The following is a 25,184-nucleotide window of genomic DNA, read 5'->3' on the forward strand; positions in this document are numbered from 1 at the left end:
AAATGTATTTTTTATCTTTATCTTTACCTTTATAAAGAACTAAAACACTTGAGAGAGGAATCGATAATGTTAAAGAAAACACTTCCGATTGTTAGCGCAATTTCATTTGCTCTAACATCAGCGTTAGTATCAGCTTCTGCGTTTTCTGTAGAAGCGGCAAAAACCAATCAATTTTGGTGGCCTGAACAATTAAACCTTAGCCCATTACGTCAACATGGGGCAGAATCAAATCCTTACGGTAATGAATTTAATTATGCTAAAGCATTTGCAACAGTCGATTTAGCGGCACTTAAAAAAGACATTCAAACCACGCTGACTGACTCAAAAGCATGGTGGCCAGCAGATTGGGGACACTATGGTCCGTTAATGATCCGCATGGCGTGGCACAGTGCAGGTGTATACAGAGTGCATGATGGACGCGGTGGTGCATCAGGTGGCCAACAGCGTTTTGACCCACTTAATAGCTGGCCTGATAATGCCAACTTAGACAAAGCACGTCGCTTATTATGGCCAGTAAAGCAAAAGTATGGTCGTCAAATCTCTTGGGCAGATTTAATGGTGCTTGCTGGTAATGTTGCACTTGAATCCATGGGTTTTAAAACTTTCGGTTTTGCCGGTGGACGCAGTGATGATTGGGAGCCAGATCTTGTCTACTGGGGACCTGAAACTAATATGTTGTCTGACAAACGTCGTGACAAAAAAGGGAAATTAAAAGGGCCACTTGCAGCTGTTGAAATGGGCTTGATTTATGTCAATCCTGAAGGCCCTCATGGTAAGCCAGACCCTCTTTTAGCCGCTAAAGATATTAGAATGTCGTTTGGTCGTATGGCAATGAATGATGAAGAAATTGTTGCTTTAATTGCTGGCGGTCATACCTTAGGTAAAGCACATGGTGCTAAAAGCCCTAAAGATTGTGTTGGTGCAGAGCCAGCTGCTGAAAAAATTGAAGCACAAGGTTTAGGTTGGAAAAATACATGTGGTAGCGGTGTTGGTGCTAACACAATCACCAGTGGTTTAGAAGGCGCTTGGACAGTAACGCCAACGCAATGGTCATCTAACTATTTAGACAATCTTATGAACTTTAATTGGGTATTAACAAAAAGCCCAGCGGGTGCAAAGCAATGGGTTCCTGATAATAAGGCGGCAGCTAATTTAGTACCTGATGCTCATATTCCTAATAAACGCCATGCGCCAATTATGTTTACAACGGATATAGCATTAAAAGAAGATCCAAGCTTTAGAAAAGTTGTTGAACGCTTTAGAGCTGATCCAAAAGAGTTTGATAAAGCCTTTGGTAAAGCTTGGTTTAAGCTGACGCACCGTGACATGGGACCTCGTGCTCGTTATGTAGGCTCAGAAATACCAAGTGAAATTCTTTCATGGCAAGATCCTATTCCAGCTGTTAAGCATAAGTTAGTGACTAGTAAAGATATTGCTCAACTTAAAAAGCAAATTTTAAGCTCTGGTTTAACAACTTCTGAGTTAGTAAGAACAGCTTGGGCAGCAGGCTCTAGTCATCGTGTTACTGATATGCGCGGTGGTGCTAACGGTGCTCGACTTAATCTAGCGCCACAAAATAACTGGGCAGTAAATAACCCTAAAGAGTTAACTAAAGTATTAGCTAAACTTGAAGCCATTCAAACTAAATACAATAAAAAGTCATCTAAAAAGCAAGTTTCTTTAGCTGATGTGATTGTATTAGGTGGTGCTGCAGCGATTGAAAGTTCGGCGAAAAAAGCGGGTTATAAAGTTAGCGTACCTTTTGTAGCAGGCCGTGCGGATGCTACTCAAGCACAAACTGACGTGCAATCATTTAATTATTTAAAACCAAAAGCAGATGGTTTTAGAAATTTCTATAGTGAAAAAAGTTATATGTCACCAGCAGAAATGCTAGTCGATAAAGCCAATACTCTTGGTTTAAATGTACCTGAAATGACAGTGTTAGTGGGCGGTATGCGTGCCCTTGATGCCAACTTTGATGGTTCATCATATGGTGTATTCACTAGCCAGCCAGGTGTATTAACCAATGACTTCTTTGTAAACTTATTAGATATGTCTACGGTTTGGACGAAAGATGCTAACACAGCTGGTATTTATCAAGGCCATGATCGTGCTTCTGGTAAACTTAAGTGGCAAGCAACACCGGTTGATTTAATCTTTGGCTCTAGCTCTGAATTAAGAGCTATCGCAGAAGTTTACGCTTCAGATGATGCTAAAGATAAGTTTGTTAATGACTTTATTGCCGCATGGGTTAAAGTTATGCAGCTTGACCGTTTTGACTTAAAGTAAGCTGATTTATTATAATTTAGCGCATAATCAAAATTAAAAGGCTAATTTTGCACGGTACAAAATTAGCCTTTAAACCACATTTATAATGTGAGTGCTTTTTTAATCCCGGCACCATAGGCAGGGTCTGCAGCAGTACAATGTTTAATATGCCTTTGTTTTATTTCATCAGGCACACTCGCCATTGAACCAGCGGTGTTATCAAATAAGGCCTGTTGTTGCTCAGCTGTCATCAGTCTAAATAAGTCACCCGCTTGAGAGAAGTAATCATCGTCTTCTCGATGATCCCAATGATCGGCATAACCTTGTAAATCAAGTGGTGGCTCTGAAAAATCAGGTTGCTCAGCCCATTCTCCTTGGCTGTTTGGCTCATAACCTATGGTTGCCCCTTGATTACCGTCGATTCGCATTTGACCATCTCTATGATAACTATGCACAGGGCAACGAGGAGCATTAACAGGTATATGATTATGATTAACACCTAACCGATAACGCTGGGCATCACCGTATGAAAATAATCTACCCTGGAGCATTTTATCTGGTGAAAAGCTAATGCCAGGGACAACACTTGCCGGATTGAAAGCTGATTGCTCAACATCAGCAAAGAAGTTTTCCGGATTACGATTTAACTCCATCACACCAACATCAATTAATGGGTAATCAGCATGTGGCCATATTTTGGTTAAATCAAACGGGTTGTATGCAACTTTATTGGCATCAGCTTCAGGCATGATTTGTACTTTTAAATCCCATTTTGGAAAATCATTGTTTTCAATAGATTCAAATAAATCTTTTTGATGACTTTCTCTGTCTTTACCTACAACAGCTTCTGCCTCAGCATCTGTAAGGTTTTTAATACCCTGTTGTGATTTTAAATGGAATTTAACCCAAAAGCGTTCGTTATCGGCATTAATAAAGCTAAAAGTATGGCTACCAAAACCATGCATATGACGATAAGTGGCAGGAATACCCCTATCGCTCATTACAATCGTTATTTGGTGTAATGCCTCAGGTAAGGATGTCCAAAAATCCCAGTTATTAGTGGCACTACGCATATTGGTTTTAGGATCACGTTTTACCGCATGATTTAAGTCAGGAAACTTTAATGGATCACGCAAAAAGAAAACGGGTGTATTATTGCCAACTAAATCCCAATTACCTTCTTCGGTATAAAATTTAACAGCAAAGCCACGAATGTCACGTTCAGCATCAGCTGCGCCGCGTTCACCGGCAACTGTGGTAAAGCGAGTAAATAACTCTGTCTCTTTACCTATTTCGGAGAAAATTTTTGCACGAGTATATTTACTAATGTCATGGGTAACCGTAAATTTTCCAAAGGCACCTGAGCCTTTAGCGTGCATACGCCTTTCTGGTATTACCTCTCGGTCAAAGTGAGCAAGTTTTTCTAGAAACCAAACATCTTGTAATAATTGCGGTCCTCTTGCGCCAGCTGTCATAACATTTTGATTATCTGCTACGGGACAACCTGCGGCTGTGGTAAGTGCTTTCTTAGTCATGATATTACCTCAAGATTATTGAATAATTTAATGATAAATAAACCTCAACTAATTCTAGTTCATAATGACTAAACCCTCATTGATATCGCTCAAATTTTAACGTTAATAGTGAAATCAAAGTGATTTAGCAAAACACCATTTGGATTTGATTCAATTGAGTCGACATTGCCGATAACAGCAACAACATAGTACTTCAATAGTAGTTAGCCACCGAAAAGGTGAATATTTCCCCATATTAATACAACATATAGCGCTATAGCTGTATGGAGGAATGGTTATTTGTGAGTATTAGAGGAATTGTCTCGTTTAGGAAATGAAAGCGCATTAGGCTTCTATGTTAAAAGGCATTAGGGGGACACGGATATATTCCAGTATTGCACTACTTTATTTTTACTCAGTAAAATAGGAAGCTCAGTTGATTCAACTTGGTATTATTTTGAGAGTTCAGTAAAATAGTATGTCTTTAACAACTTTGTAAAGGTTAGTGATGAAACGCGTTGTATTATATATTTCAGATAAATGCCCCCATTGCCGTGAAGCTCAAAAATACTTGGATGATAATGGTATTAAATACAGGCTAACTAATGCAAAAATGCAGCGTGGTAGAAAAGAGCTTGATGCTATAGGAGCTCGTTCTGTACCAGCCCTGAAAATTGGCAATGAGATTATGATTGGTTGGAATCTAAAAACTTTTAAAAAGCTCTATGGTGCAGGATAAGAAGAAAGTTTACTTAATTAAAATTGTGACTAGTAAGTAGACACACACTTAGTGTATTGGTATTGGGCTTTTGATCTACTAGATTTTCCAAAATTTAAACTTACTCCAAACGTAAGAAGTTGATATTTATTCTTCCCTTGTAATCTAAATTTCAAATTGATAATGGGTTTAGGTGAATGATAAATTGATACTGAACGATCAGCGAAATATTCATCTAACATTTTTACTTTCTTTATTGAGAGCACAAAAATAGAGGCTATACTGAAGAAAAGTAATATCTTTATTGTTGGGATCTGTTCATGGAAGAAATGAGTAATAAATTTGTTGCCCGCCAAGCTATTTTTGACCATCAAAAGAACACCTATGCGTATGAACTTTTATTTCGCAATAATAGTGAAAATATAGATATTCAACCCAAACCAGAGCAAGCCACTTCACAAGTGATATTACAAAATCATATCTTTGGTGATTTAAACAATTTATGCTCACAAAAAAAAGCGTTTATCAATTTTGATGAGCAATCGTTATTAAAAGAAATCCCGTTAGTTTTAGACCGAAATACTGTTATTTTGGAGCTGTTGGAAACGATTAATGTTACCCCAGATGTTATTAAAGTTGTCTCGTCTTTATATCATAAAGGTTATACCTTAGCGCTTGATGACTATGATTTCTCTCCAAAGTGGGAGAAATTATTCCCCTACATCTCTATCATTAAGGTAGATAGAGAAGATATCAGTTTTGAGCAAATTGTCGCTTTAAAAAATAGTCAATTTGTTAGTGATAAAAACATTAAAATTGTTGTTGAACGTATTGAAACTCATGAGCAATTTAAGATGTTAATTCAAATTGGTATTGATTACTTTCAAGGTTACTTTTTTCACAAACCCGAGTTAAATGTCGGTCATTTTATCAAACCCATTAAGCTTAATTTACTGCAGTTATTCGCTGAAGTATTCAAGAGTGATTTAGACTTTAATAACTTATCCGAAATCATTTCTCAGGATGTAAGCTTGATGAGTGGTGTTCTCAAATTAGTTAATTTAGAAACAGAAAAGAATAGGGTAGAAATCAGCTCAATTAAACAAGCGGTTACCTATTTAGGCGCAGATAAGATAAAACAATTTATCGCTATCATCGCTATGTCTAATTTATCATCAGGTAGTAATAGTGAACTGTTAAGGGAGTCTTTAGTACGCGGTAAAATGATGGAGTACATCTCATTTTCTCCGGCCTTTTTAAACATAAGAGGACTCGCTTTTATTACCGGTGTTATGAGTCATATAGGAGCAATATTAAATTGCTCTACCGAGCAGATCATCATGGATTTACCATTAGCAGAGGAAATCAAAATAGCTTTGGTTGCTAAAAAAGGCATGCTTTATGATGCGCTTGAGATAGTAAAATATTATGAGTTCTCAGAAGATAAAAAAGAAAATTGCTCTATTATGGCCAAGTACGATATTTCTGAAGAGGCTTTACTGATGTTTTATCACGATGCACTGAAGTGGTGTTGCGCAACTTGTCCCTAAACTGTTGTGGCTCAATGTTGATTATACATTTTAAAATGACAGGGCATTACTAAACCTGATAGGCAGCAATAAGGTTATTACTGCCATTGGTATTTTACACCTTAATGCTGACTATACCACGTTGCGGACATTAGCTTTAACTTCTAACGGTGATTCGGATTAGAATTTGTATAGATAACTACCTCATAACCAAATTTGGCCGTATGGTTGATGTTTTTGTTAATATCATGTGTTATGCCATTAAAGTTATCACTTTAGTGGTTGAGACCACCCCCTGTTCCCCTGACAAAATATCTACTTTATTCGTAGAAAATACAGACATAAAAGTAATTGTCCCGTACGATAGTATTCTCTCATACTAGGGAAGTTAGATACAAAAATGAATAACATACAGCCTTTACCCAATAATTCCCAAAATAGTAATCAACAAGGAATTACTGAAATTCCGGTTAAAGCATCTGATAATAAAGAACTAGCTTTGAAGGGACGCTTTGTTGTTATTGTTTCATTTTTAACGGTCATACATACATTGGGGTATATCAAACTAGATAAACTTCCCTTTATTGGCGGAAGTGTAAATGGGAGTAATCCTAATAATGTAACAGTAATTTTATTAATAGTATTAGCTTATGCTATTTATAAATACTGGGTTTATAAAAGGGTTGCAGAACTAGATAGTTCGGCTGATGTTTTTAGCAAGGAAATAAGACATAAACTTATTCTTAATAAATATAAAAAGATTTACGATAGTGCCTATAAATACTTATTAGCAAACGGAAGTACTGATGGGTTTAAACCCAAATTAGTATCACCTGATAAAATATTTAATTCTGATGGTTATACCCGAGACTATGTTTCGCCTTATAGTATTAGTTATTGGTATGTAACAACTATAGAGATAGAAGAACCAGATAAAAAGTATCTGAGAGCATTAGAGAGTAGCGATAGAAAAATTAAAGTTAGAGTTCATTGCGCTACAGGTTTTAAACTAAAAGTTAAGGAAGGCACTAAATCAACACAAACCAGTTTACATACACCATTTAACTTATCAATCGAAGAGTATCTAAGTTTAAAACGTAAATCTGATTTACTGGCGTATATATTACTTCCCGACTTCTTAGAGAAAGTCGCCCCTTTTATAGCTGCTGCAGTAGCCTTCGCTATCGGTGGATATACAATAGTGTTCTAGCCTTAGTAGGGAACTAAAAATAAAAAATTATGTTTCCTATTAAGATCAAGCAACTGAAATATCTAATTGAAGTAGCTAACCAATTTTTGCAACGAATTTTTTTCATTATTTATTGAGGCGGGCTATTATTGCAAAATAAATGGCAAAACATTTAATAATGACTACTTTAGTGGTTTTTGAGACTTTAAAACTTGCTAAAACCAATTTACCAAATTGTATATTTATGTTTGAGCTACTAAGTCTAAAACTCAGTTATAATGAGTTAAAACCTGTCTATCGGTTAAATCGATACCAACTAACTTCAATTAACATTTAGTGTTTTATAAAATGAATTTAGTTTTCTTTTAGGAAGCTAAATTGACGAGGTATGCATCCCTTACACACGTGTGCCTCGTCATTCAATCCTTCTTTGTTTTTGATAGTTAAAACTAAAACTAAAACTAAAACTTAACTTATCACTTATAAACGCTCAAATAATGCTGCAATACCTTGTCCGCCGCCAATGCACATTGACACAACCGCATACCGACTGCCAGTTCTTTGTAGCTCATATAATGCTTTAACCGAAATCACCGAGCCTGTTGCGCCAATGGGGTGACCTAGTGATATCCCTGAGCCATTAGGATTTACCTTACTGGGGGCAATATTTAAATCCTTTACTACCGCCAATGCTTGTGCGGCAAAAGCTTCATTTATTTCCCAAACATCAATGTCTTCAACCGATAAGTTAGCTTTGTCTAATAAGGTTTTAATGGCAGGCACTGGGCCAATACCCATATATTTAGGCTCGACACCGGCAAAGGCATAATTAACGAGTTTAGCTATAGGTTTCAGGCCTTTAGCTTCTGCTACACTTTTTTCCATCATAATTAACGCGGCAGCGGCATCATTAATGCCTGAGGCATTTCCTGCGGTGACTGAGCCATCTTTTTTAAAAGCTGGACGTAATTTTGAAAAGTTTTCCGCTTTGGCGCCAAAGCGTACATGCTCATCTTGAGCAAAAATTGTTGTGCCTTTGCGAGTGGTTAACTCAACGGGTAATATTTGCTCGACAAAGCGCTTTTCATTAATGGCTATTTCAGCGCGCTTATGACTTTCAAGCGCTAGTGCATCTTGCTCTTCTCGAGATATTTGCCATTTTTCAGCAATATTTTCAGCGGTAATTCCCATATGAGTATCGTCAACAGGGCAGGTTAATGCACCTACCATAGGGTCAACCATATTGGTATCACCCATACGAATACCAAAACGTGCTTTAGGTACCCAATAGGGAGCTCGACTCATTGACTCAGCACCGCCAGCTACAGCTATGTCACAATCACCCAATAAAATGAGTTGTGCAGCAGAAACAATTGATTGTAAGCCTGAGCCACATAAACGATTGACAGTAACTGCAGGCGTTTCATTAGATAACCCGCCTTTTAATGCAGCTGAGCGACTCATGTACATATCTTTTCTATCGCTATGTGTAACACTGCCAATAACGCAATGTTGCACATCTTCACTATTAATATTTGCTCTTTGAACAGCTTCTTTAATTACTAAGCCAGCAAGATCTGTGGGGGCAATATCTTTTAAACTACCACCGTATTCACCAATGGCAGTACGTACAGCACTGACAACAACAACTTCTCTATTCGTCATGTTTATTCTCTTAAAATTTGAGTTTATTAAAATTGCATTTCTGGAACGTGATCAGGTACAACAAGTTCACCTGCAGTCAGTTTAATTATCTCTTCTACGCTAACGCCAGGAGCACGCTCTAATAAATGAAATTTCCCCGCTTTAATTTCCAGAAAAGCTAAATCGGTTAACACTTTTTTAATGCAGCCTTTGCCAGTAAGCGGTAGTGAGCAGTTAGTAAGTAACTTTGAGTCGCCATGTTTAGAGGCATGAGTCATGGTGACGATAATATTGTCAGCGCCAGCGACTAAATCCATCGCGCCACCCATGCCCTTAATTAGCTTACCGGGGATCATGTATGAGGCAATATTGCCATTTACATCTACTTCAAAAGCACCTAATACAGTTAAATCAACATGGCCACCGCGTATCATGGCGAATGATTCTGCTGAGTCAAAAACTGACGCGCCTGTAACCATAGTCACGGTTTGTTTACCGGCATTAATTAAGTCTGCGTCTATATCTTCTTCTGTTGGAAATTGTCCCATGCCAAGTAAACCATTTTCAGATTGCAACATCACTTCCATACCCGGTGGAACGAAGTTTGCCACTAACGTTGGGATACCTATGCCTAAGTTTACGTAATAACCATCTTTTAGTTCGCGGGCTACACGCTGTGCTATTTGATCTCTTGATAAAGCCATTGGTTAATCCTCCTGTTTAAGTGATGGACGAGTGGTACGTTGCTCGATACGTTTTTCAAACTGCCCTTGAATAAGGCGATTGACATAAATACCAGGGGTATGAATCTCATCTGGGTCTAATTCGCCCGGCTCAACAATTTCTTCCACTTCAACGACTGTGATTTTTCCAGCAGTAGCCGCCATAGGGTTAAAGTTTCTAGCGGTTTTTCTAAAGACTAAATTGCCATATTTATCCGCTTTCCATGCTTTGACTATGGCAAAGTCACTGGTTATTGCTTCTTCTAGAATGTAATCTCGACCGTTAAATTGTCGCTCGTCTTTTCCTTTAGCTACTAAGGTTCCGACCCCTGTGGCGGTATAAAAAGCTGGAATTCCTGCGCCACCAGCACGCATTTTTTCAGCCAAAGTTCCTTGTGGCGTTAATTCAACTTCTAACTCTCCAGACATCATTTGACGTTCAAATTCAGCATTCTCACCCACATAAGAGGCGATTATTTTTTTAATTTGACGATTAGGTAATAAAACCCCTAAACCAAAATCATCAACGCCACAGTTATTTGAAACTAGGGTCAGGCCTTTAGTTTCTTTACGTTTTATTTCGGCGATTAAATTTTCTGGTATTCCACATAAACCAAATCCACCTGAAATAATCGTCATGTTATCGGTCAAACCTGCCATTGCTTCTTCATAGCTTGACACTACTTTGTTAAATCCTGCCATTAGCATTCTTTTCACTATGCGTGAAAAGCCTCGTTGAAAAATGTAGGTTAAGCATTGACTAATTGATGTTATTTGTAAAATTGATTAATATTAATTATTGATAAATTTTTTAAATGAATTGATTGGTATGAATGTCACTATTAAACAAATACGAGCATTTTTAGCTGTAGTGGAAGTGAATAGTTTTGCCGAAGCTTGCGAGTTACTGCATATATCTCAACCTGCTTTGAGTATTTCTATCAAAAACCTTGAAGAAACTGTTGGTGGAAGCCTACTTACTCGCTCGACACGTAGTTTGTCTTTAACACCAGAAGGGGAGTTATTTGTTCCGGTTGCTAAACGTTTATTGAACGACTTTGACAATGCCTTTACTGATCTCAATGAGCTTTTTTCATTAAAGCGTGGCAGTTTAGCCTTAGCGGTGATGCCATCTTTTGCGAGTACTCATTTGCCTGAGCACTTACTTGCATTTACTGAGCAATACCCAGCGATTAAAGTGAAAGTTCATGATGTTATCGCAGAAAATGCTGTTGCTATGGTGCAAAGCGGTAAGGTTGAATTTGCTATTAGCTTTGACCCCGATGCCTCAAAAGATCTTAGTTTTGAGCCGTTGTTTTCAGATGAGTTTGTTTGTGCCTATCCTAAAACACATCCGCTAAATGAGATTACAGAGCTGACTTGGCAACATTTAATTCAATATCCTTATATTGCATTGCAACGCCCATCAAGTATGAGGAGCCTAATTGATGATAGCTTGGCGGAGCAGGGAATTTTTCTTAATGTCGATTTTGAAAGTAATCAGCTAGCGACAGTTGTTCAAATGATTAACACTGGCTTGGGGATCAGTGCAGTGCCATCTTTGTATAAGCAGCAATTAACTGCCTTAAACCTTGAATATAAAGCGCTATCTACTCCCAAAATACACAGGCATGTAGGTATTATTACTCGCAGGCGTTATCCTTTATCAACAACCGCGCAGGCATTTATTGAGATGATCAGAAAAGATTATCAAGTTATTGAGTCATAGGTTGTTATTTATAATCAATTGGTTATTTCATCGTTATTGGTTAGTGAAATTTTTGCCTGTGTTGATTGATGAATGATTACCGGTACAGATTTAGATGTCGCAGTAAATGATTGTTCGCCATAACTACCTAAAGGAACCAGTGGGTTTGTTTCGGGATAATAAGCAGCTAAGTTACCTTCTGGAATGTCGTAAATTACTATTTTAAAACCATCAACACTGCGGGTGATATTATCATGCCATATTGATTCTAACCGCACCCAGTCGCCATCATTTAATTTACGTCTTTTAGCGTCGTGTTTGTTAATAAATAACACTTTTCGCTCACCATAAACGCCACGATACCTATCATCCATTCCGTAAATAGTGGTATTAAATTGATCGTGAGATCGCAATGTTTGTAAGGTTAAAACACTTTGACGTTTTTCTTCAGCAATGGCCGACAGTGGCATTGCAAGAATATCATCAGGTAAATTAACACTGCTAAATTCAGCTTTACCTCGGCTATTTTTCCAAGTTAACTCTGCAGCGCTATTACCTAAGTAGAAACCACCTACTTGTTGAATTTTATTGTTAAAGTCGCTAAATCCTGGAATAGTTTTAGCGATTAATTGGCGAATTTTACTGTAATCTGCGGCTAAGGCTTGCCAGTTATAAGTGGTATTACCTAATGTTGCTTGAGCGATACCAGCAACAATAGCTACTTCAGATTTTATCGTATCTACTTTAGGACGGACTGTACCTTTTGAGGCATGTACCATACTAAAGGTGTCTTCAACAGTGATTACTTGCTCACCGCTAGTTTGGCGATCTATTTCTGTTCGGCCAAGACAAGGTAAAATTAATGCATCTTTGCCTATCATAAGATGGCTGCGGTTTAGCTTAGTACTGATTTGTACATTAAGGCTGGAATTTTTTAATGCTTTATATGTTTGCTCTGTATCAGGTGAGGCGGCTGCGATATTGCCCCCTAAACAAATAAGCGTTTTACTGCTGCCTTTAAGTAGGGCATTTATCGCATGGTAAACGTTGTGACCTGCTTTTTGTGGCATTGATTGTCCACTCAGCTCAGCTTGTTTATCTAAAAAGGCTTGATGGGGTTTCTCGTTGATGCCCATCGTTCGATTACCTTGAACGTTGCTATGGCCACGTACAGGACATAATCCCGCACCTAGTTTGCCGATATTGCCGGTCATTAATTGTAAATTGACTAGCTCTCTAATGGTTGCCACTGAATGTTTATGTTGGGTAATACCCATAGCCCAAGTGCAGATGACTTTGTCAGCGTTGATAAAGGTTTCTGCGGCTGCAGTAATTTCGGCTTGAGTTAACCCAGATTGCGCTTCGATGTGTTGCCAAGAGGTGTTTACTACTGCTTCTTTCGCTAATTCAAAATCAGCCGTATGTTGTTTAATAAAGCTAGTATCAAGGATACCCCTTTGAACATTAGCAATGGTTTCATCATTTTTAGCAATTAAGTGCTTGATCATACCTCTAATGGCGGCCATATCTCCTCCTAATTTAGGCGTGAAATATTGGTGACTAATGGTTGTCGCAGCAGGGGTTAATAACTCGATTGGGTCTTGTGGGCTAGCGAAGCGTTTTAACGCCACTTCTTTAAGGTTATTGAAGCTGACTACTTTGCAATGATTTTTCGCGGCTTTTCTTAAGGCGTTCATCATGCGAGGGTGATTTGAACCTGGGTTTTGACCAAACACAAAAATAGCATCAGCGTGATCAAAATCCTTTAAAGTCACGGTACCTTTACCTATTCCAATCGCTTGATTTAGGGCTATACCGCTTGCTTCATGACACATGTTTGAGCAATCAGGGAAATTATTAGTGCCATACAAACGGCCAAACAATTGATACAAGAATGATGATTCATTACTGGCGCGCCCTGAAGTATAAAATTCCGCTTGATCTGGGCTTGCTAAATTATTGAGTTTTTCAGCTATTAAATTAAACGCTTGCTGCCAGGCTATTGGCTGGTACTTATCAGAGGCAGAATGATATTTCATCGGCTGTGTCAGTCGGCCTTGGTACTCTAGCCAGTAATCACTTTGCTTATTGAGCTGGCTAACCGTATATTGGTTGAAGAATTCTTCATCAAGGGTTTTATTAGTAGATTCCCAAGCAATGGCTTTAGCCCCATTTTCACAAAATTGCAGTAGACCTTCTTTTTGATCTCCCCAAGCACAACCTGGGCAGTCAAACCCTTGATCTTGATTAGCACGCATTAAGTTTTTAATGTTGGTTTTAGCTTCTTGGCTTTTCCAAACATGTTTAATGGTGGACTTTAATGAGTCTAAGCCGCCACCTTTACTTGATGCTTTATTTTTCATAGTGTGAATAATCTACTTGGGGCGGTTCAAAAAATAGCGCGCCATCATGTTTAGTTAAATGGACTAGGTTAAGGTTTGCTTGATGAGCGACATGTAATGCTAAACGACTGGGTGAAGCTAAGCTGATTAAGTGATTAATGCCAATGTTAAGGGTTTTATGTACTAACTCTATGCTACATCGACTGGTCATTAATATGGCTTTATTCGCGGTATTAATCTTTTTCGAAACTAGGTAACCAATTAACTTATCTAAGGCGTTATGACGACCAATATCTTCTCGAGAGTGTAAAACATTCCCAAACTCATCAATTAGAAAGGCGGCATGTAAAGCCCCTGATTGTGTTGCTTTGGTTTGCCATTGTTGGCAGTCATTACGTAGTGCGCCTAGTGTACTAGGGTCTAAATTAGGTGTTTTAGTTAACGGTGAAACTTCTGGTAATGCCTGCTGCAGTGCTTCTACACCGCAAATACCACAGCCACTTTGACCAGCCAGTTGCCGTTTTTTATCTTTCACTAATTGTAAACACCGATTCGCAAGTGAGACATTAACTTGCACAGCAAAATCATTATGTTTTATGTCGATATCAATATCGTGAACTTCACTATTGGTGTTGATTACTCGCTCTGCAAATAAAAAACCAATAACGTAATCTTCTAAATCAAAAGGACTCACCATCATTACCGCATAATTAATATCGTTAATACAGATAGCAAGCGCATATTCTTCGACTAGCACAGTGGAGGTATTGGTTTTATGTGTAGGTGATTTATCAGGCATATATTCAAGGACAACGGTAACTATAGCTTAAGTGTAGTGACTTTTTATTTGTGACACAATTGAAAGTTATTCACTATATGATTCGACGGAAACTAACTCATTTTTTTGGGCAATATTTTGATATTTAATATTATGTAACGATAAAACTTAAATGGTTAACTATCACTGGTTGCTCTACAACAAATAATTATTAAAAGATGAGCAGAGCTTAGTGTTAAACATCGCTTAATATGGTATTAAGTAGCTTATAGAGTAACCCTTAAAGGTTAAGTATGGATAATATTTACGATCAACAGTTATTAAAAAATTCTTCTTACATAAATGGAATTTGGCATCGTAGTGATAACAATATCAAGGTTATTAATCCTGCCACAGAGCAACTTATTGCTAAAGTAGATAACGCTGGTGTGGATGAAGTAAAATTAGCTGTGGATTCGGCTAAATTAGCATTTAAATCTTGGTCTGCTAAATCATCTAATGAACGAGCAAGTATACTGCGTAAATGGTTTGATTTAATGATGACAAATCAGGATGACCTCGCGCGTATTTTAACCTTAGAGCAAGGTAAGCCCTTAGCTGAGGCTAAAGGTGAAGTGGCTTATGGCGCTGCTTTTATCGAATGGTTTAGTGAGGAAGGAAAGCGCGTTTATGGTGATACCATTCCAGCGCCTTCTGATGATAAAAGAATTGTGGTAATCAAGCAGCCAATTGGCGTTGTAGCAGCTATTACGCCATGGAACTTCCCAAATGCCATGATTGCCCGAAAAGCGGCTGCGGCCCTAGCTGCTGGTTGTACTTTTGTCGTGCGTCCTGCAACGCAAACGCCTTTATCAGCACTTGCTATGGCAGAGCTTGCTGAACGAGCTGGCATACCTGCTGGCGTTTTTAACGTGGTGGTTGGTGATGATTCTCGCGGCATGGGAAAAGTACTCACTGAACATGAAGATATTGCCAAATTCACTTTTACTGGCTCAACAGCCGTAGGTAAATCACTGATCAGCCAATGTGCTTCAACGGTAAAAAAAGTATCGATGGAATTAGGTGGTAATGCGCCTTTTATCGTTTTTGACGATGCTGATATTGATGCTGCTGTTGCAGGGGCACTCGTGTCTAAATATCGAAATGCTGGGCAAACTTGTGTTTGTACCAACCGTATTTTGGTGCACTCTAGCATTTTAACTGAATTTACCGAAAAATATGTAACTGCTGTGAAAGCTCTCTCAATGGGTAATGGCTTAGATGAAGGAGTGTCTATTGGCCCAATGATTTCTGCAAAAGCCGTTAGTGAAGTAAAACAATTAATTGATGACTCTGTTGCACAAGGAGCAAAACTTGCTTTAACTGAGCAGAATCATCAATTAGGCGACAGCTTCTTAGCGCCATGTATCTTAACCAATGTTACCAATGACATGCCTATTGCTCATAATGAAATATTTGGTCCGGTAAGCCCAATAATTAGCTTTGATGATGAAAGACAAGCGATTGAAATTGCAAACAGCACTGAATATGGCTTAGCTGCTTATTTTTATTCCCGTGATATAGGTCGTATCTGGCGAGTTGCTGAAGGGTTAGACTTTGGCATGGTAGGTATAAATGAAAGTATTATTTCTAATGCGGCAGCTCCATTTGGGGGCATGAAGCAGTCGGGTAATGGTCGCGAAGGCTCTAAATATGGGTTAGATGATTATTTAGAAATTAAGTATTTGTGTATGGGAGGATTAAACAGTTAATAGGATTATCAGCGCTTAAAATAACCAAACTTTTGTAAGAAAATGGTCAAAAGTAAAGGTATTAAAATAAGAAGTAAAAGAGTTAATCTTGGCCACTGGCTATAGGGCGTGTTACCTGAGACAAGCTTAACATCTGTTTTTAATACCGCTTGCTCAAATTGAGGAATGCGCTCGATATAATTACCTTGGTGATCAACCACAGCGGTTATACCGTTATTAGTCGCTCTTAAAAGAGGTCGCCCAAACTCAAGCGCACGCATACGAGCTATTTCCATATGTTGATGTGGGCCATGAGAATTACCAAACCAAGCATCATTACTTACGGTGAGTATTAAGTCAGTATCTTTTGTTAAGTTGGCCGCTAACTGGTGTGGAAAAGCAATTTCGAAACATAACAAGGGTAATAAGCTAACATCTTTCGCGACTAGATTATTTTGCTTGTAATTACCTCGGGTAAAGGATGACATGGGTAAGTTAAAAAAGGGTGCTAATGGTCTTAACCATTCCTGAAAAGGGACAAACTCACCAATAGGTAATAAATGATATTTAGAAAAGCGATTACTGTGATTGTAGTAATAGCCGTTTTCATCATCAAAATGTTTTTTACCGACCACAATTAAACTATTAAAATACTCTCTAGTTTCAAAGTTATAATTGATAATGCCAGTAATAACGGCATTGTCATTAGCTAAGGATGCTCTATTTAATGTAGATAAATAATCTTGAACGCTTGGCTCCATAGCAGGTATAGCAGACTCAGGCCAAACAATAATATCAGCATCATCATTTTCTAAGCTTTGTTCTAGATACATAAGCATAGTAGGCCATTCTTGCTCTGGTGCCCACTTTATTGCTTGTTCAATATTCCCTTGCACTAAGGCGACTTTAGTTGTTGTACCTGTGGATTGAGTCCAGTGAACAGTTGATAAAAGATAACTAGTAACAAAGACAAATACACTTAACATCATAGGTACAGCTAGAGCATTATGTTTGCGCTGTTTTAACGCCAAAAATAGCTTAACCCAACAGATATTTAGTAAGACAATTATCCCAGTGATCCCTACTTCACCAATAACTGGCGCAAAGCTGGCTAATGGGCTGTCAATTTGACTGTAGCCAAGTGATAGCCAAGGAAAGCCGGTTAATACTACTGAGCGTAAAAATTCACTAAATAACCAAAATGAAGGAAACAACCATAAATTTAGTGTTTTATTTTTTGAAAAGTAAGCTGTTAAGTAGGCAGCTAACGCTGGAAAAATAGCTAAGTAGAGGCATAGCATTAACATTAAACCGATAGATACCGCTAAAGGTAAGCCGCCAAATTGATCTATGCTAACGTGCACCCAGCTGATGCCACTGGCAAACCAGCCAAAAGCAAAAAAACCGATTAACTTAGCGGCGTTTTTTGGAGAGCTTTCACTGATTTGGTAAAAAACGATACTGGGAATGATTAAAGTTAAAGGCCAGTAAGAAAATGGTGCATAGGCGAATACTAAACTTAAACCAGCACAAAAACATAACCAATAATATGGGTTGGTTAAAATGTTCTTACATTGTTTGATAAAACGGAACAAGAGGTGTGGAGAACGTGCTTTAGTCACTCACTTTACCATTGATTTTATGTTTCTTATCGACAGTGACTTGTAACATTTGTAAGCGTCTATTATCAGCCGCTAATACTTTAAATTCAAAAAGGCCCATAGTCACTTCTTCACCTTTTTGAGGCATGTGATTTAATTGGTTAATAACAATTCCTGCAATAGTATCTGCTGATTTTTCATCAAATTCGCTGTTGAAGTACTCATTAAAATCTTCTAAGCCGGTTAATGCTCGAACTATGTATACATTTGAGGCTAGCAGTTTAATATCTTCTTCAATTTCATCATCGGTTTCATCTTCAATTTCACCAACAATTTGCTCAAGTATATCTTCTATGGTAATAACACCGGAAATACCGCCATATTCATCAGCAACGAGTGCCATATGGTACCTATTTGAACGAAACTCTTTTAATAGTGGTTCAACTTTTTTACTTTCAGGCACAATTATCGCTGGGCGAATATTATCTTTTAAACTAAATTCGCTGGCGTCACTATTAAAACCAAATGCGAGTAAGTCTTTCGCTAGAAGTATGCCATCAACATGGTCTATGTCTTCATTAACAACAGGAAAACGAGAGTGACCTGATTCGAGAATAATGGGCAAGATTTCATCTAGGTTTTGGTTACGATCAATAGTCACCATTTGCGAGCGAGGGATCATAATATCGCGAACTTTCATTTCTGATACTTCTAAAACCCCTTCAATCATTTGTTTGGTTTCAGGATTGATTAATTCTCGATCTTGGGCATCAGCTAATATATCAACTAGCTCATCTTTATTTTTCGGCTCAGGGCTAAACCATTGAATGATTTTTTTCAATATAGTTTTTTGCTTTGAGCCGTTTATCGGCTGGGGGTTATCATCGCTCATAGAGCTTATTACTTTCCTTAGAGGTAAATTTATTCGTTTGTGTGAAAATCAGCATTAATATGGGTTGCTAATAGCTAATTTAGCTAAAACTTTGATTTCTAATGCTTCCATTTCTTCGGCTTCACTATCGTTTATATGATCATATCCCAACAAATGCAAGCACCCATGTATCACCATATGAGCCCAATGATCAAATAAGGCTTTATTTTGCGCTTTTGCTTCTTGTTCAACAACATGGCTGCAGATCACTAAGTCACCTAATAAATTAAGCTCAACACCTTCAGGTACTTCAAATGGAAATGAGAGGACATTAGTTGGCTTATCTTTATGGCGATATTGGTGATTGAGTTGCTGGCTTTCTTCAACATTAACAAGACGTATGGTGAGTTCGAAAGTTTTATTTGTTACATTTTCTAGTGCGGAATCTACCCAAGTTTGAAATTGCTCTTCACTAGGGAGTGCTTGCTCATCACAAACGACTTGTAGATCAACCGTGTTTGCCATTAAATCGACTCATCTTTAGCTGTATTTTGTGACACTTTTTGTTGTTTTTGCCTATTGAGTTTCTGTTCATGAGACTCATATGCTTCAACAATACGGGCTACTACGGGGTGACGAACGACGTCTTTAGCTTGGAAGAAGTTGAAGCTAATACCATGGATATTTTGTAAAACTTCAATTGCGTGACGTAAACCTGAACTTTGATGTTTAGGTAAGTCAACTTGGGTAATATCACCGGTAATAACAGCGCGAGAATTAAAGCCAATGCGGGTTAAAAACATTTTCATTTGTTCAACCGTAGTATTTTGACTTTCATCTAAAATGACAAACGCATCGTTTAATGTTCTACCACGCATGTAGGCAAGAGGCGCAATTTCTATGACATTACGTTCAATAAGCTTTTCAACACGTTCAAAACCTAACATTTCAAAAAGTGCATCATAGAGCGGACGTAAATAGGGGTCTATTTTCTGAGTTAAATCACCAGGTAAAAAACCAAGTTTTTCTCCTGCTTCTACAGCAGGGCGAGTAAGTAAAATTCTACGAACCTCTTGTCGTTCAAGAGCATCAACTGCACAGGCAACGGCAAGGTAGGTTTTACCTGTTCCAGCTACACCAACACCAAAACTGATATCATTAGTTAAAATGCTTTGAACGTAATCTTGTTGGTTACTATTACGAGGCTTAACCATGCCACGTTTGGTTTTAATGGTAACCATTTTTTCAAAATTGGCACCAAGATCTTCTGCTTCTTTACTGGTGGGAGTATCTTGTTCGAGTACATTAGCTTCAAGAATGGCAAGATGCACCATTTCAGCAGTCAGTGGTGAGTATTTTCCCTTAATCAGAGCCGTTTCGACATATAAACGTTTTAATAATTCAATTACTGCTTGGCAATTTAGCTCATTGCCAAGTATTTTAAATTCATTTCCACGATAACTTATTTCAACACCTAAGCGGCGTTCAATGGATTTTAGATTGTCATCCATTGGGCCACAAAGGTTCGCTTGGCGTTCATTATCAACGGGAGAAAGCGTTAATTGATGATTCTGTTGTTTTACTGTTTGCTGCTTGGTTGTTGTACTCAAAGTGTATTCCAAAAAGTTTAACAAAGTTAAGGGGTAAAAGTCCCAACACCTAATTCATCAAGATTATTGATGATTGCTTTAGATGACTTGTGATGATTGTTAGCTAAAATGTCAGCAGGAGAGTGAGCAATACGAAGGCCCATATCACTTTCTTGACGAACCAACTCACCACGTAAAGAGTTAGCATAAACGTCGGTGATTTTCACATCGACAAACTGGCCAATAACTGAGTGTGGCGCAACAAAATTAACTGTTCTGTTATTTTCTGTTTTACCGCGTAATTCCATAGGGTTCTTTTTTGAAGGACCCTCAACAAGTATACGTTGCTCAGTGTTTAACATTTGTCTGGCGATACGTAATGCTTGATGAGTTATTTTATCTTGTAATAATTGTAAACGTTGTTTCTTTGTTTCATCGCTGATGTCATCAGGTAAATCAGCAGCGGGTGTGCCAGGTCGTGCGCTATAGATAAAACTAAAACTTAAATCAAAGTTGATGGCTTCAATTAATTTCATTGTGTCCATAAAGTCATCATCGCTTTCACCAGGGAAACCTATAATAAAATCAGAAGACATGCATAGTTCAGGGCGAACCTTTTTCAGCTTACGGATTTGTGACTTATATTCTATTGCTGTATGACCGCGTTTCATTTGCGTTAATATACGATCGCAACCACTTTGTACTGGAAGGTGTAAATGGTTTACTAATTCAGGTACATCTGCGTAAGCTTCAATAATATCATCAGTGAATTCAACTGGATGCGAAGTCGTATAACGGATTCTGTCAATACCATCAATCGTTGCTACCAAGCGAACTAGCTCTGCAAAACGGCAAATACTCCCATCGTGCATTTCACCGCGATAAGCATTTACATTTTGACCAAGTAAATTAACTTCTCGCACACCTTGCTCTGCAAGTTGAGCAATTTCATAAAGTACGTCATCAAGTGGGCGACTAACTTCTTCACCACGAGTGTAAGGAACTACGCAAAAAGTACAATATTTGCTACAGCCTTCCATAATGGAAACAAAAGCACTTGGTCCTTCTGCTGTTGGCTCTGGTAAACGGTCAAATTTTTCGATTTCAGGAAAGCTAATATCAACAATAGGATTACTACTACGATATAGTTGATTTAACATTTCTGGTAAGCGATGTAAGGTTTGTGGCCCGAAAACCATATCAACAAACGGTGCACGTTGACGAATAGCATCACCTTCTTGTGAGGCAACACAACCACCAACACCAATTAGTAAATCAGGCTTTTTATCTTTTAACGTTTTCCAGCGACCAAGTTGGTGGAATACTTTTTCTTGCGCTTTTTCACGAATAGAGCAGGTGTTAAGTAAAATAACATCAGCATTTTCTGCTTCTTCAGACAGCTCAAAACCGTGGGTTGAGTCTAATAATTCAGCCATTTTCTGCGAGTCATACTCGTTCATTTGACAGCCCCAGGTTTTAATGTATAACTTTTTACTCATTTACTTCACTCTATTACGCGTTTTATTGACCAGCAAAATCACTTATCAATGACAACATCAGTTATTGCTTTGATAAAAGGAGGCGTATTTTATATTACTTTGAAGTGTTTTTCGAGAGCATTAGCCATGCTTATTGAAAATGCGTGTAGATCCTTCTCAGCACAAGTCCAATAGCTTAGGGTAATGGTAGGCTTAATACTAACTGACTACCATCACTTTGATCATTAAAAGCGTTGATGGAGCCTTTATGTTTATTGGCTATTTGACGAATATAATACATAGAAATATCAAAATTTATTTTACTATCGAAGTTAGCAAAACCTTGTTCATCGTCATATAGGTTCAACCATATTTTATTTTTAAATATTTGTAAGTTAACTTTAAAGTTTCTACCACTACCTTTTAAGACTACGTAGGTTATTGCTTCAAAAATGACGCGGTATATATCTGCTTGTAGTTCATAACTTAGCGTTTCATCATTGATATTAAGCTGCGCGGTAAGGTTGACTTGGTACTTGTGCTGCAAATAATTGGCGAAAAATGGTATCGCAACTGACAGTGTTTGACCATCAAGGGTGTTGGGCTCAGTTGATGCGTGTTGATTACTTAACTCAGTAATACATTGTGTTAGCAATGTTTTACTTTGACTTATATCTCCTTGAGTTAATAAATCATTAGCTAATGTTAAATTTCTATTCAACTGCGAATTTATCTTTCCTTGATTATTCAGATCATTTTTCAAAGTGTTATGAATATGAGCTATCGATTTACTGCGTAAATAGAGTAACCATGCTATGAGTGAAGTAAGACTAATGAGAAATACGCTATAAAGTAAACGAATTTGAGGTGACCAATACCAAGGGTAGGCGACTTTAATATTGGTGAATGCTTTAAAATCACTCCACTGGCCTAAACTATTGGTAGCCATAATTTCTATGTTGTATTCACCCGATGCCAAACCTGTTAGCGTTAATTGGTTGCCACTTATTTGATGCCATTCATTACCGTCGAAGGTGTAAGCATAATTTTTTTTAATACCCGGTCGGTAATCCAAACTAGCTAGATCTAAAGTAATAACATCATTACCACTATCAACTTCGATTAATTTATTTAATAAATATGATTTACCTGAAACGGTGGTTTTACTGATGTATATTTTGGGGTGAAAAACTTTCTTATGATTTCTAGGTAATTGTAATATGCCAGTGCTATTAGGAATGTATAAGGACTTTTTGAAAGTAAAAGCGTTGTCTGTAAAGGTATATTTTCCAGTGTTTGTAACCATTGAATATTGATAATTATCAGGAGATATTATGTATAGTCCAGGCTTTGCAGAAGCAATGATCTTATCATCACTATATACCATTTGACTGAAATTAACGCCTTTAGCTAATTGAGCTAATAATTCACCTTGTCTATTATAGACTTGTATTCCCTTACCTTTAGTCGAAGAGAAGATTTTATTATCTACTTTCAAAAGAGAAATAAATTTTGTGCTTGATTGCTTAGTGATATTTTTTACTTGTTTTGTTTGTCTATTAACTTCATCAATCCCTGTTGCTGTTGCTATCCAAATCTTATATTCAGTTAATGGAAGAATATCAATCACTTCACCTGAGCTGAGTCCTATGCTTTTGTTAAGGTGTTCAACGATGATTTGCTTATTTAAATCATAAATAATTAAACCACTGCCATCAGTTGCTATATATAAAAGATTTTTACTTTTACGTAACTTGAGTAAAACTAAATTACTTAAATTCTGTTCATTGTAAGTTAAATTTAGTTTAGTTACTTGCTCTGTGTTTTTATTGTAAACCCATAAACCATCGAAAGTAGCAATAAATAACTCTTCGCCAATAGTTAATAAATCACCGGTTATCATAGCCCTGTTAGATAATGCTCGATTGATAGTTTCAACAGGGGATAATTCATTTTGATCTGATAATAAAAAAGTGTGGACCCCTTTTCCTGAAGTACCTATATATATTTCCTCTTGGTAAACTTCGGCTTCCATATAGTTAAATCTTGTTTTAAAAGATACCGAATGATTTTTAATTCTTGCTTCCGTTAATTGTTGGATCCCTATATTGTCCCCTAACCATAAAACACCTGAGTTATCATGTAGTAATGTCTGGTACCTTGCTTTTTGAACTGTCGGGAAATTACTTTTTATAATGTTTAATGTTTTGGTTTCTCGTTTGGATATTTTACCTGTTACATCGACAGAATAGAAAAAGTGTTGATTATCGTGTGGGGTAATTAAATTAACAGGCTGTTCAATTTTTTTCTTAATGAGCTTACCGTTGTCTTTCAGTAAATACATGTGTGAGTCGTCTGTTACCAGTAACATATTATTAATACTGTTTGCTGTTTTTATCTCGGTATTAATAGACTCTATTGAGTTGATTTTATAGTTATTGGTTCTGGTATCTAAATACTGTAACTTCTTTTTATCGTCAAAATAGATTCTATCTTCACTGCTAAATAAGTGGTAATTATCAATGTCTTCTGCAATTAAGGTGGTCGATTTTGTTTTTATATCGTAACGGTATAAGTTCTGAGGAGACATGCTGATAGCATAATAGCTACCTTTATGATGAAGGGAGCGATAAAAGGTATTAATTTCTGCTGGCAGCTCTATTCGTTGATTTGTTGCTGTTTCAGTATTAAATTTCCAAAGCCCATCGGTTTCTGTAGATAAAAGTAAGTGTTCTTCATGAACCGATATATCATTAATCCAATTAAATGGTATAGACCAGCCGTTATCTTTATTCGAAAAGTTAATGGCTTGCTCACCATCATAACGAAAAAGACCATTTTGTCCTGCAAGCCAAATAAAGCCTTTTTGGTCTTGAACAATAGAATATATATTGCCGGTATTTTTAAAGGTAGATTGCTGAAAAGCATATGAAAGAGAAGGTAGGGCCGTGGTTGAAAAAACGAACAAAAAAAGCAACATGTTCAGTTGCTTTAATATATTATTTGACATTTGTAGTTGTCTTATCGGGCTATACAACACTCTCTGGAGCAATGTTGTTATCATGCCTTTTGCCGCCACAAACAGCAAACACTTGTGGTGTCTCATCGATAGACGTTGGTTTTTGAACCAGTAAATAAGTCGGCTTGCGTGGATCATCTTGTTGTTGTTTTTCTGCCCATGCTTTACGCACATTATCAGCAGCTTCCTTAGAGTATTTAGATTCAAATGCTGTTGCAACCATTTCGACCCCAAAATCGTCCATTACCATGATTGCGTTGTTATGGTAGCCACTTGTGGTATCAAAATCTATATCTACAGTAAGAATATTGTTCTCAGGTAGAACTAAATCTGCACGTATGTTGGCAATTACTGCTCTGTCGGTATGTGCTTTTAAGTTGGTTCTATTTGGCTTTTCAGTCATGTCATAAACTATCTTTATGTCATCATGAACTACTAACTCTTCTTTTTTTGCTATAGTCATCATCTTTCCTTAATTTTTTAA

19 protein-coding genes are annotated in these 25,184 nt (G+C 37.4%); 6 read left to right on the top strand and 13 right to left on the bottom strand.

All coding sequences use genetic code 11. From position 1 onward, the window contains the following. Nucleotides 1-66 precede the first annotated feature (66 nt). Nucleotides 67-2,289 carry a catalase/peroxidase HPI gene (gene katG, locus AC27IF_RS14290; protein ID WP_487055014.1) on the top strand — a complete coding sequence of 741 codons (2,223 nt, stop codon included), beginning with the start codon at nt 67-69 and terminating at the stop codon, nt 2,287-2,289. An 80-nt stretch (nt 2,290-2,369) separates the two neighbouring features. Here katG and katE2 read toward each other — a convergent pair whose 3' ends face one another. Beyond that, nucleotides 2,370-3,803 (bottom strand): catalase KatE2, encoded by a 1,434-nt coding sequence (gene katE2, locus AC27IF_RS14295; RefSeq protein ID WP_487055015.1) that lies wholly within the window; start codon nt 3,801-3,803, stop codon nt 2,370-2,372. Between the two features lie 487 nt (nt 3,804-4,290). Here katE2 and AC27IF_RS14300 point away from each other — a divergent pair, with 487 nt between their 5' ends. The 3 genes from AC27IF_RS14300 (at nt 4,291) to AC27IF_RS14310 (ending at nt 7,239) form a co-directional block, all read left to right on the top strand. Further along, nucleotides 4,291-4,521 (top strand): glutaredoxin family protein, encoded by a 231-nt coding sequence (locus tag AC27IF_RS14300; RefSeq protein WP_487055016.1) that lies wholly within the window; start codon nt 4,291-4,293, stop codon nt 4,519-4,521. A 299-nt stretch (nt 4,522-4,820) separates the two neighbouring features. Next, nucleotides 4,821-6,050, top strand: coding sequence for an EAL and HDOD domain-containing protein (locus AC27IF_RS14305; protein WP_487055017.1), 1,230 nt, complete (start codon nt 4,821-4,823; stop codon nt 6,048-6,050). A gap of 379 nt (nt 6,051-6,429) precedes the next feature. Then, nucleotides 6,430-7,239 carry a hypothetical protein gene (locus AC27IF_RS14310; protein ID WP_487055018.1) on the top strand — a complete coding sequence of 270 codons (810 nt, stop codon included), beginning with the start codon at nt 6,430-6,432 and terminating at the stop codon, nt 7,237-7,239. Between the two features lie 459 nt (nt 7,240-7,698). Here the strand turns inward: AC27IF_RS14310 and AC27IF_RS14315 are convergent, their stop codons facing one another. The 3 genes from AC27IF_RS14315 to AC27IF_RS14325 are packed head-to-tail and all read right to left on the bottom strand — an operon-like array spanning nt 7,699 to nt 10,286. Further along, on the bottom strand, nt 7,699-8,883 hold the full coding sequence (locus AC27IF_RS14315; RefSeq protein ID WP_487055019.1) for an acetyl-CoA C-acyltransferase family protein: 1,185 nt from the start codon (nt 8,881-8,883) through the stop codon (nt 7,699-7,701). 26 nt (nt 8,884-8,909) lie between these two features. After that, a complete protein-coding gene (locus tag AC27IF_RS14320) occupies nt 8,910-9,566 on the bottom strand; it encodes a 3-oxoacid CoA-transferase subunit B (RefSeq protein WP_487055020.1) in 657 nt (218 codons plus the stop codon). A 3-nt stretch (nt 9,567-9,569) separates the two neighbouring features. Beyond that, a complete protein-coding gene (locus tag AC27IF_RS14325) occupies nt 9,570-10,286 on the bottom strand; it encodes a CoA transferase subunit A (protein ID WP_487055021.1) in 717 nt (238 codons plus the stop codon). A 127-nt stretch (nt 10,287-10,413) separates the two neighbouring features. Here AC27IF_RS14325 and AC27IF_RS14330 point away from each other — a divergent pair, with 127 nt between their 5' ends. After that, on the top strand, nt 10,414-11,313 hold the full coding sequence (locus AC27IF_RS14330; protein ID WP_487055022.1) for a LysR family transcriptional regulator: 900 nt from the start codon (nt 10,414-10,416) through the stop codon (nt 11,311-11,313). 14 nt (nt 11,314-11,327) lie between these two features. On the opposite strand, the gene AC27IF_RS14335 is transcribed toward AC27IF_RS14330, so the two are convergent. Together AC27IF_RS14335 and fdhD are read right to left on the bottom strand one after the other, a co-directional pair. Then, nucleotides 11,328-13,655 (bottom strand): FdhF/YdeP family oxidoreductase, encoded by a 2,328-nt coding sequence (locus AC27IF_RS14335; RefSeq protein WP_487055023.1) that lies wholly within the window; start codon nt 13,653-13,655, stop codon nt 11,328-11,330. Further along, a complete protein-coding gene (fdhD, locus tag AC27IF_RS14340) occupies nt 13,645-14,433 on the bottom strand; it encodes a formate dehydrogenase accessory sulfurtransferase FdhD (RefSeq protein WP_487055024.1) in 789 nt (262 codons plus the stop codon). Before fdhD ends, AC27IF_RS14335 begins: the two co-directional genes overlap by 11 nt. Nucleotides 14,434-14,705: 272 nt before the next feature. Between fdhD and AC27IF_RS14345 the strand changes: the two genes are divergently transcribed. Further along, nucleotides 14,706-16,163 (top strand): NAD-dependent succinate-semialdehyde dehydrogenase, encoded by a 1,458-nt coding sequence (locus tag AC27IF_RS14345; RefSeq protein ID WP_487055025.1) that lies wholly within the window; start codon nt 14,706-14,708, stop codon nt 16,161-16,163. An 8-nt stretch (nt 16,164-16,171) separates the two neighbouring features. On the opposite strand, the gene lnt is transcribed toward AC27IF_RS14345, so the two are convergent. From lnt to AC27IF_RS14380, 7 genes are all read right to left on the bottom strand, one after another. After that, nucleotides 16,172-17,764, bottom strand: a complete 1,593-nt coding sequence (gene lnt, locus AC27IF_RS14350; RefSeq protein WP_487055026.1) for an apolipoprotein N-acyltransferase — start codon at nt 17,762-17,764, stop codon at nt 16,172-16,174. Then, nucleotides 17,757-18,635 carry a CorC family transporter gene (locus AC27IF_RS14355; protein ID WP_487055027.1) on the bottom strand — a complete coding sequence of 293 codons (879 nt, stop codon included), beginning with the start codon at nt 18,633-18,635 and terminating at the stop codon, nt 17,757-17,759. The genes lnt and AC27IF_RS14355 overlap by 8 nt, the downstream gene beginning before the upstream one ends. Nucleotides 18,636-18,689: 54 nt before the next feature. Further along, nucleotides 18,690-19,139, bottom strand: coding sequence for an rRNA maturation RNase YbeY (gene ybeY, locus AC27IF_RS14360; protein ID WP_487055028.1), 450 nt, complete (start codon nt 19,137-19,139; stop codon nt 18,690-18,692). Then, nucleotides 19,139-20,125, bottom strand: coding sequence for a PhoH family protein (locus AC27IF_RS14365; RefSeq protein WP_487055072.1), 987 nt, complete (start codon nt 20,123-20,125; stop codon nt 19,139-19,141). Before AC27IF_RS14365 ends, ybeY begins: the two co-directional genes overlap by 1 nt. Before the next feature lie 125 nt (nt 20,126-20,250). Further along, entirely contained in the window at nt 20,251-21,702 is a 1,452-nt protein-coding gene (gene miaB, locus AC27IF_RS14370) for a tRNA (N6-isopentenyl adenosine(37)-C2)-methylthiotransferase MiaB (protein WP_487055029.1), read from the bottom strand. A gap of 175 nt (nt 21,703-21,877) precedes the next feature. After that, a complete protein-coding gene (locus AC27IF_RS14375) occupies nt 21,878-24,661 on the bottom strand; it encodes a ligand-binding sensor domain-containing protein (protein ID WP_487055030.1) in 2,784 nt (927 codons plus the stop codon). A 49-nt stretch (nt 24,662-24,710) separates the two neighbouring features. Beyond that, on the bottom strand, nt 24,711-25,163 hold the full coding sequence (locus AC27IF_RS14380; RefSeq protein WP_487055031.1) for a hypothetical protein: 453 nt from the start codon (nt 25,161-25,163) through the stop codon (nt 24,711-24,713). Between the last annotated feature and the right edge of the window lie 21 nt (nt 25,164-25,184).

Source organism: Colwellia sp. KS18-150, from assembly GCF_057551365.1.

Excerpts from the sequence above, each read along its gene's own strand:
- AC27IF_RS14335 (WP_487055023.1), bottom strand. The coding sequence starts at position 13,655 with ATGAAAAATAAAGCATCAAGTAAAGGTGGCGGCTTAGACTCATTAAAG.
- AC27IF_RS14380 (WP_487055031.1), bottom strand. The coding sequence starts at position 25,163 with ATGACTATAGCAAAAAAAGAAGAGTTAGTAGTTCATGATGACATAAAG.
- AC27IF_RS14330 (WP_487055022.1), top strand. The coding sequence starts at position 10,414 with ATGAATGTCACTATTAAACAAATACGAGCATTTTTAGCTGTAGTGGAA.
- AC27IF_RS14310 (WP_487055018.1), top strand. The coding sequence starts at position 6,430 with ATGAATAACATACAGCCTTTACCCAATAATTCCCAAAATAGTAATCAA.
- AC27IF_RS14345 (WP_487055025.1), top strand. The coding sequence starts at position 14,706 with ATGGATAATATTTACGATCAACAGTTATTAAAAAATTCTTCTTACATA.
- AC27IF_RS14315 (WP_487055019.1), bottom strand. The coding sequence starts at position 8,883 with ATGACGAATAGAGAAGTTGTTGTTGTCAGTGCTGTACGTACTGCCATT.
- AC27IF_RS14355 (WP_487055027.1), bottom strand. The coding sequence starts at position 18,635 with ATGAGCGATGATAACCCCCAGCCGATAAACGGCTCAAAGCAAAAAACT.
- AC27IF_RS14375 (WP_487055030.1), bottom strand. The coding sequence starts at position 24,661 with ATGTTGCTTTTTTTGTTCGTTTTTTCAACCACGGCCCTACCTTCTCTT.
- katE2 (WP_487055015.1), bottom strand. The coding sequence starts at position 3,803 with ATGACTAAGAAAGCACTTACCACAGCCGCAGGTTGTCCCGTAGCAGAT.
- katG (WP_487055014.1), top strand. The coding sequence starts at position 67 with ATGTTAAAGAAAACACTTCCGATTGTTAGCGCAATTTCATTTGCTCTA.
- ybeY (WP_487055028.1), bottom strand. The coding sequence starts at position 19,139 with ATGGCAAACACGGTTGATCTACAAGTCGTTTGTGATGAGCAAGCACTC.
- miaB (WP_487055029.1), bottom strand. The coding sequence starts at position 21,702 with ATGAGTAAAAAGTTATACATTAAAACCTGGGGCTGTCAAATGAACGAG.
- AC27IF_RS14325 (WP_487055021.1), bottom strand. The coding sequence starts at position 10,286 with ATGGCAGGATTTAACAAAGTAGTGTCAAGCTATGAAGAAGCAATGGCA.
- AC27IF_RS14365 (WP_487055072.1), bottom strand. The coding sequence starts at position 20,125 with ATGGATGACAATCTAAAATCCATTGAACGCCGCTTAGGTGTTGAAATA.
- AC27IF_RS14305 (WP_487055017.1), top strand. The coding sequence starts at position 4,821 with ATGGAAGAAATGAGTAATAAATTTGTTGCCCGCCAAGCTATTTTTGAC.
- AC27IF_RS14300 (WP_487055016.1), top strand. The coding sequence starts at position 4,291 with ATGAAACGCGTTGTATTATATATTTCAGATAAATGCCCCCATTGCCGT.
- AC27IF_RS14320 (WP_487055020.1), bottom strand. The coding sequence starts at position 9,566 with ATGGCTTTATCAAGAGATCAAATAGCACAGCGTGTAGCCCGCGAACTA.
- fdhD (WP_487055024.1), bottom strand. The coding sequence starts at position 14,433 with ATGCCTGATAAATCACCTACACATAAAACCAATACCTCCACTGTGCTA.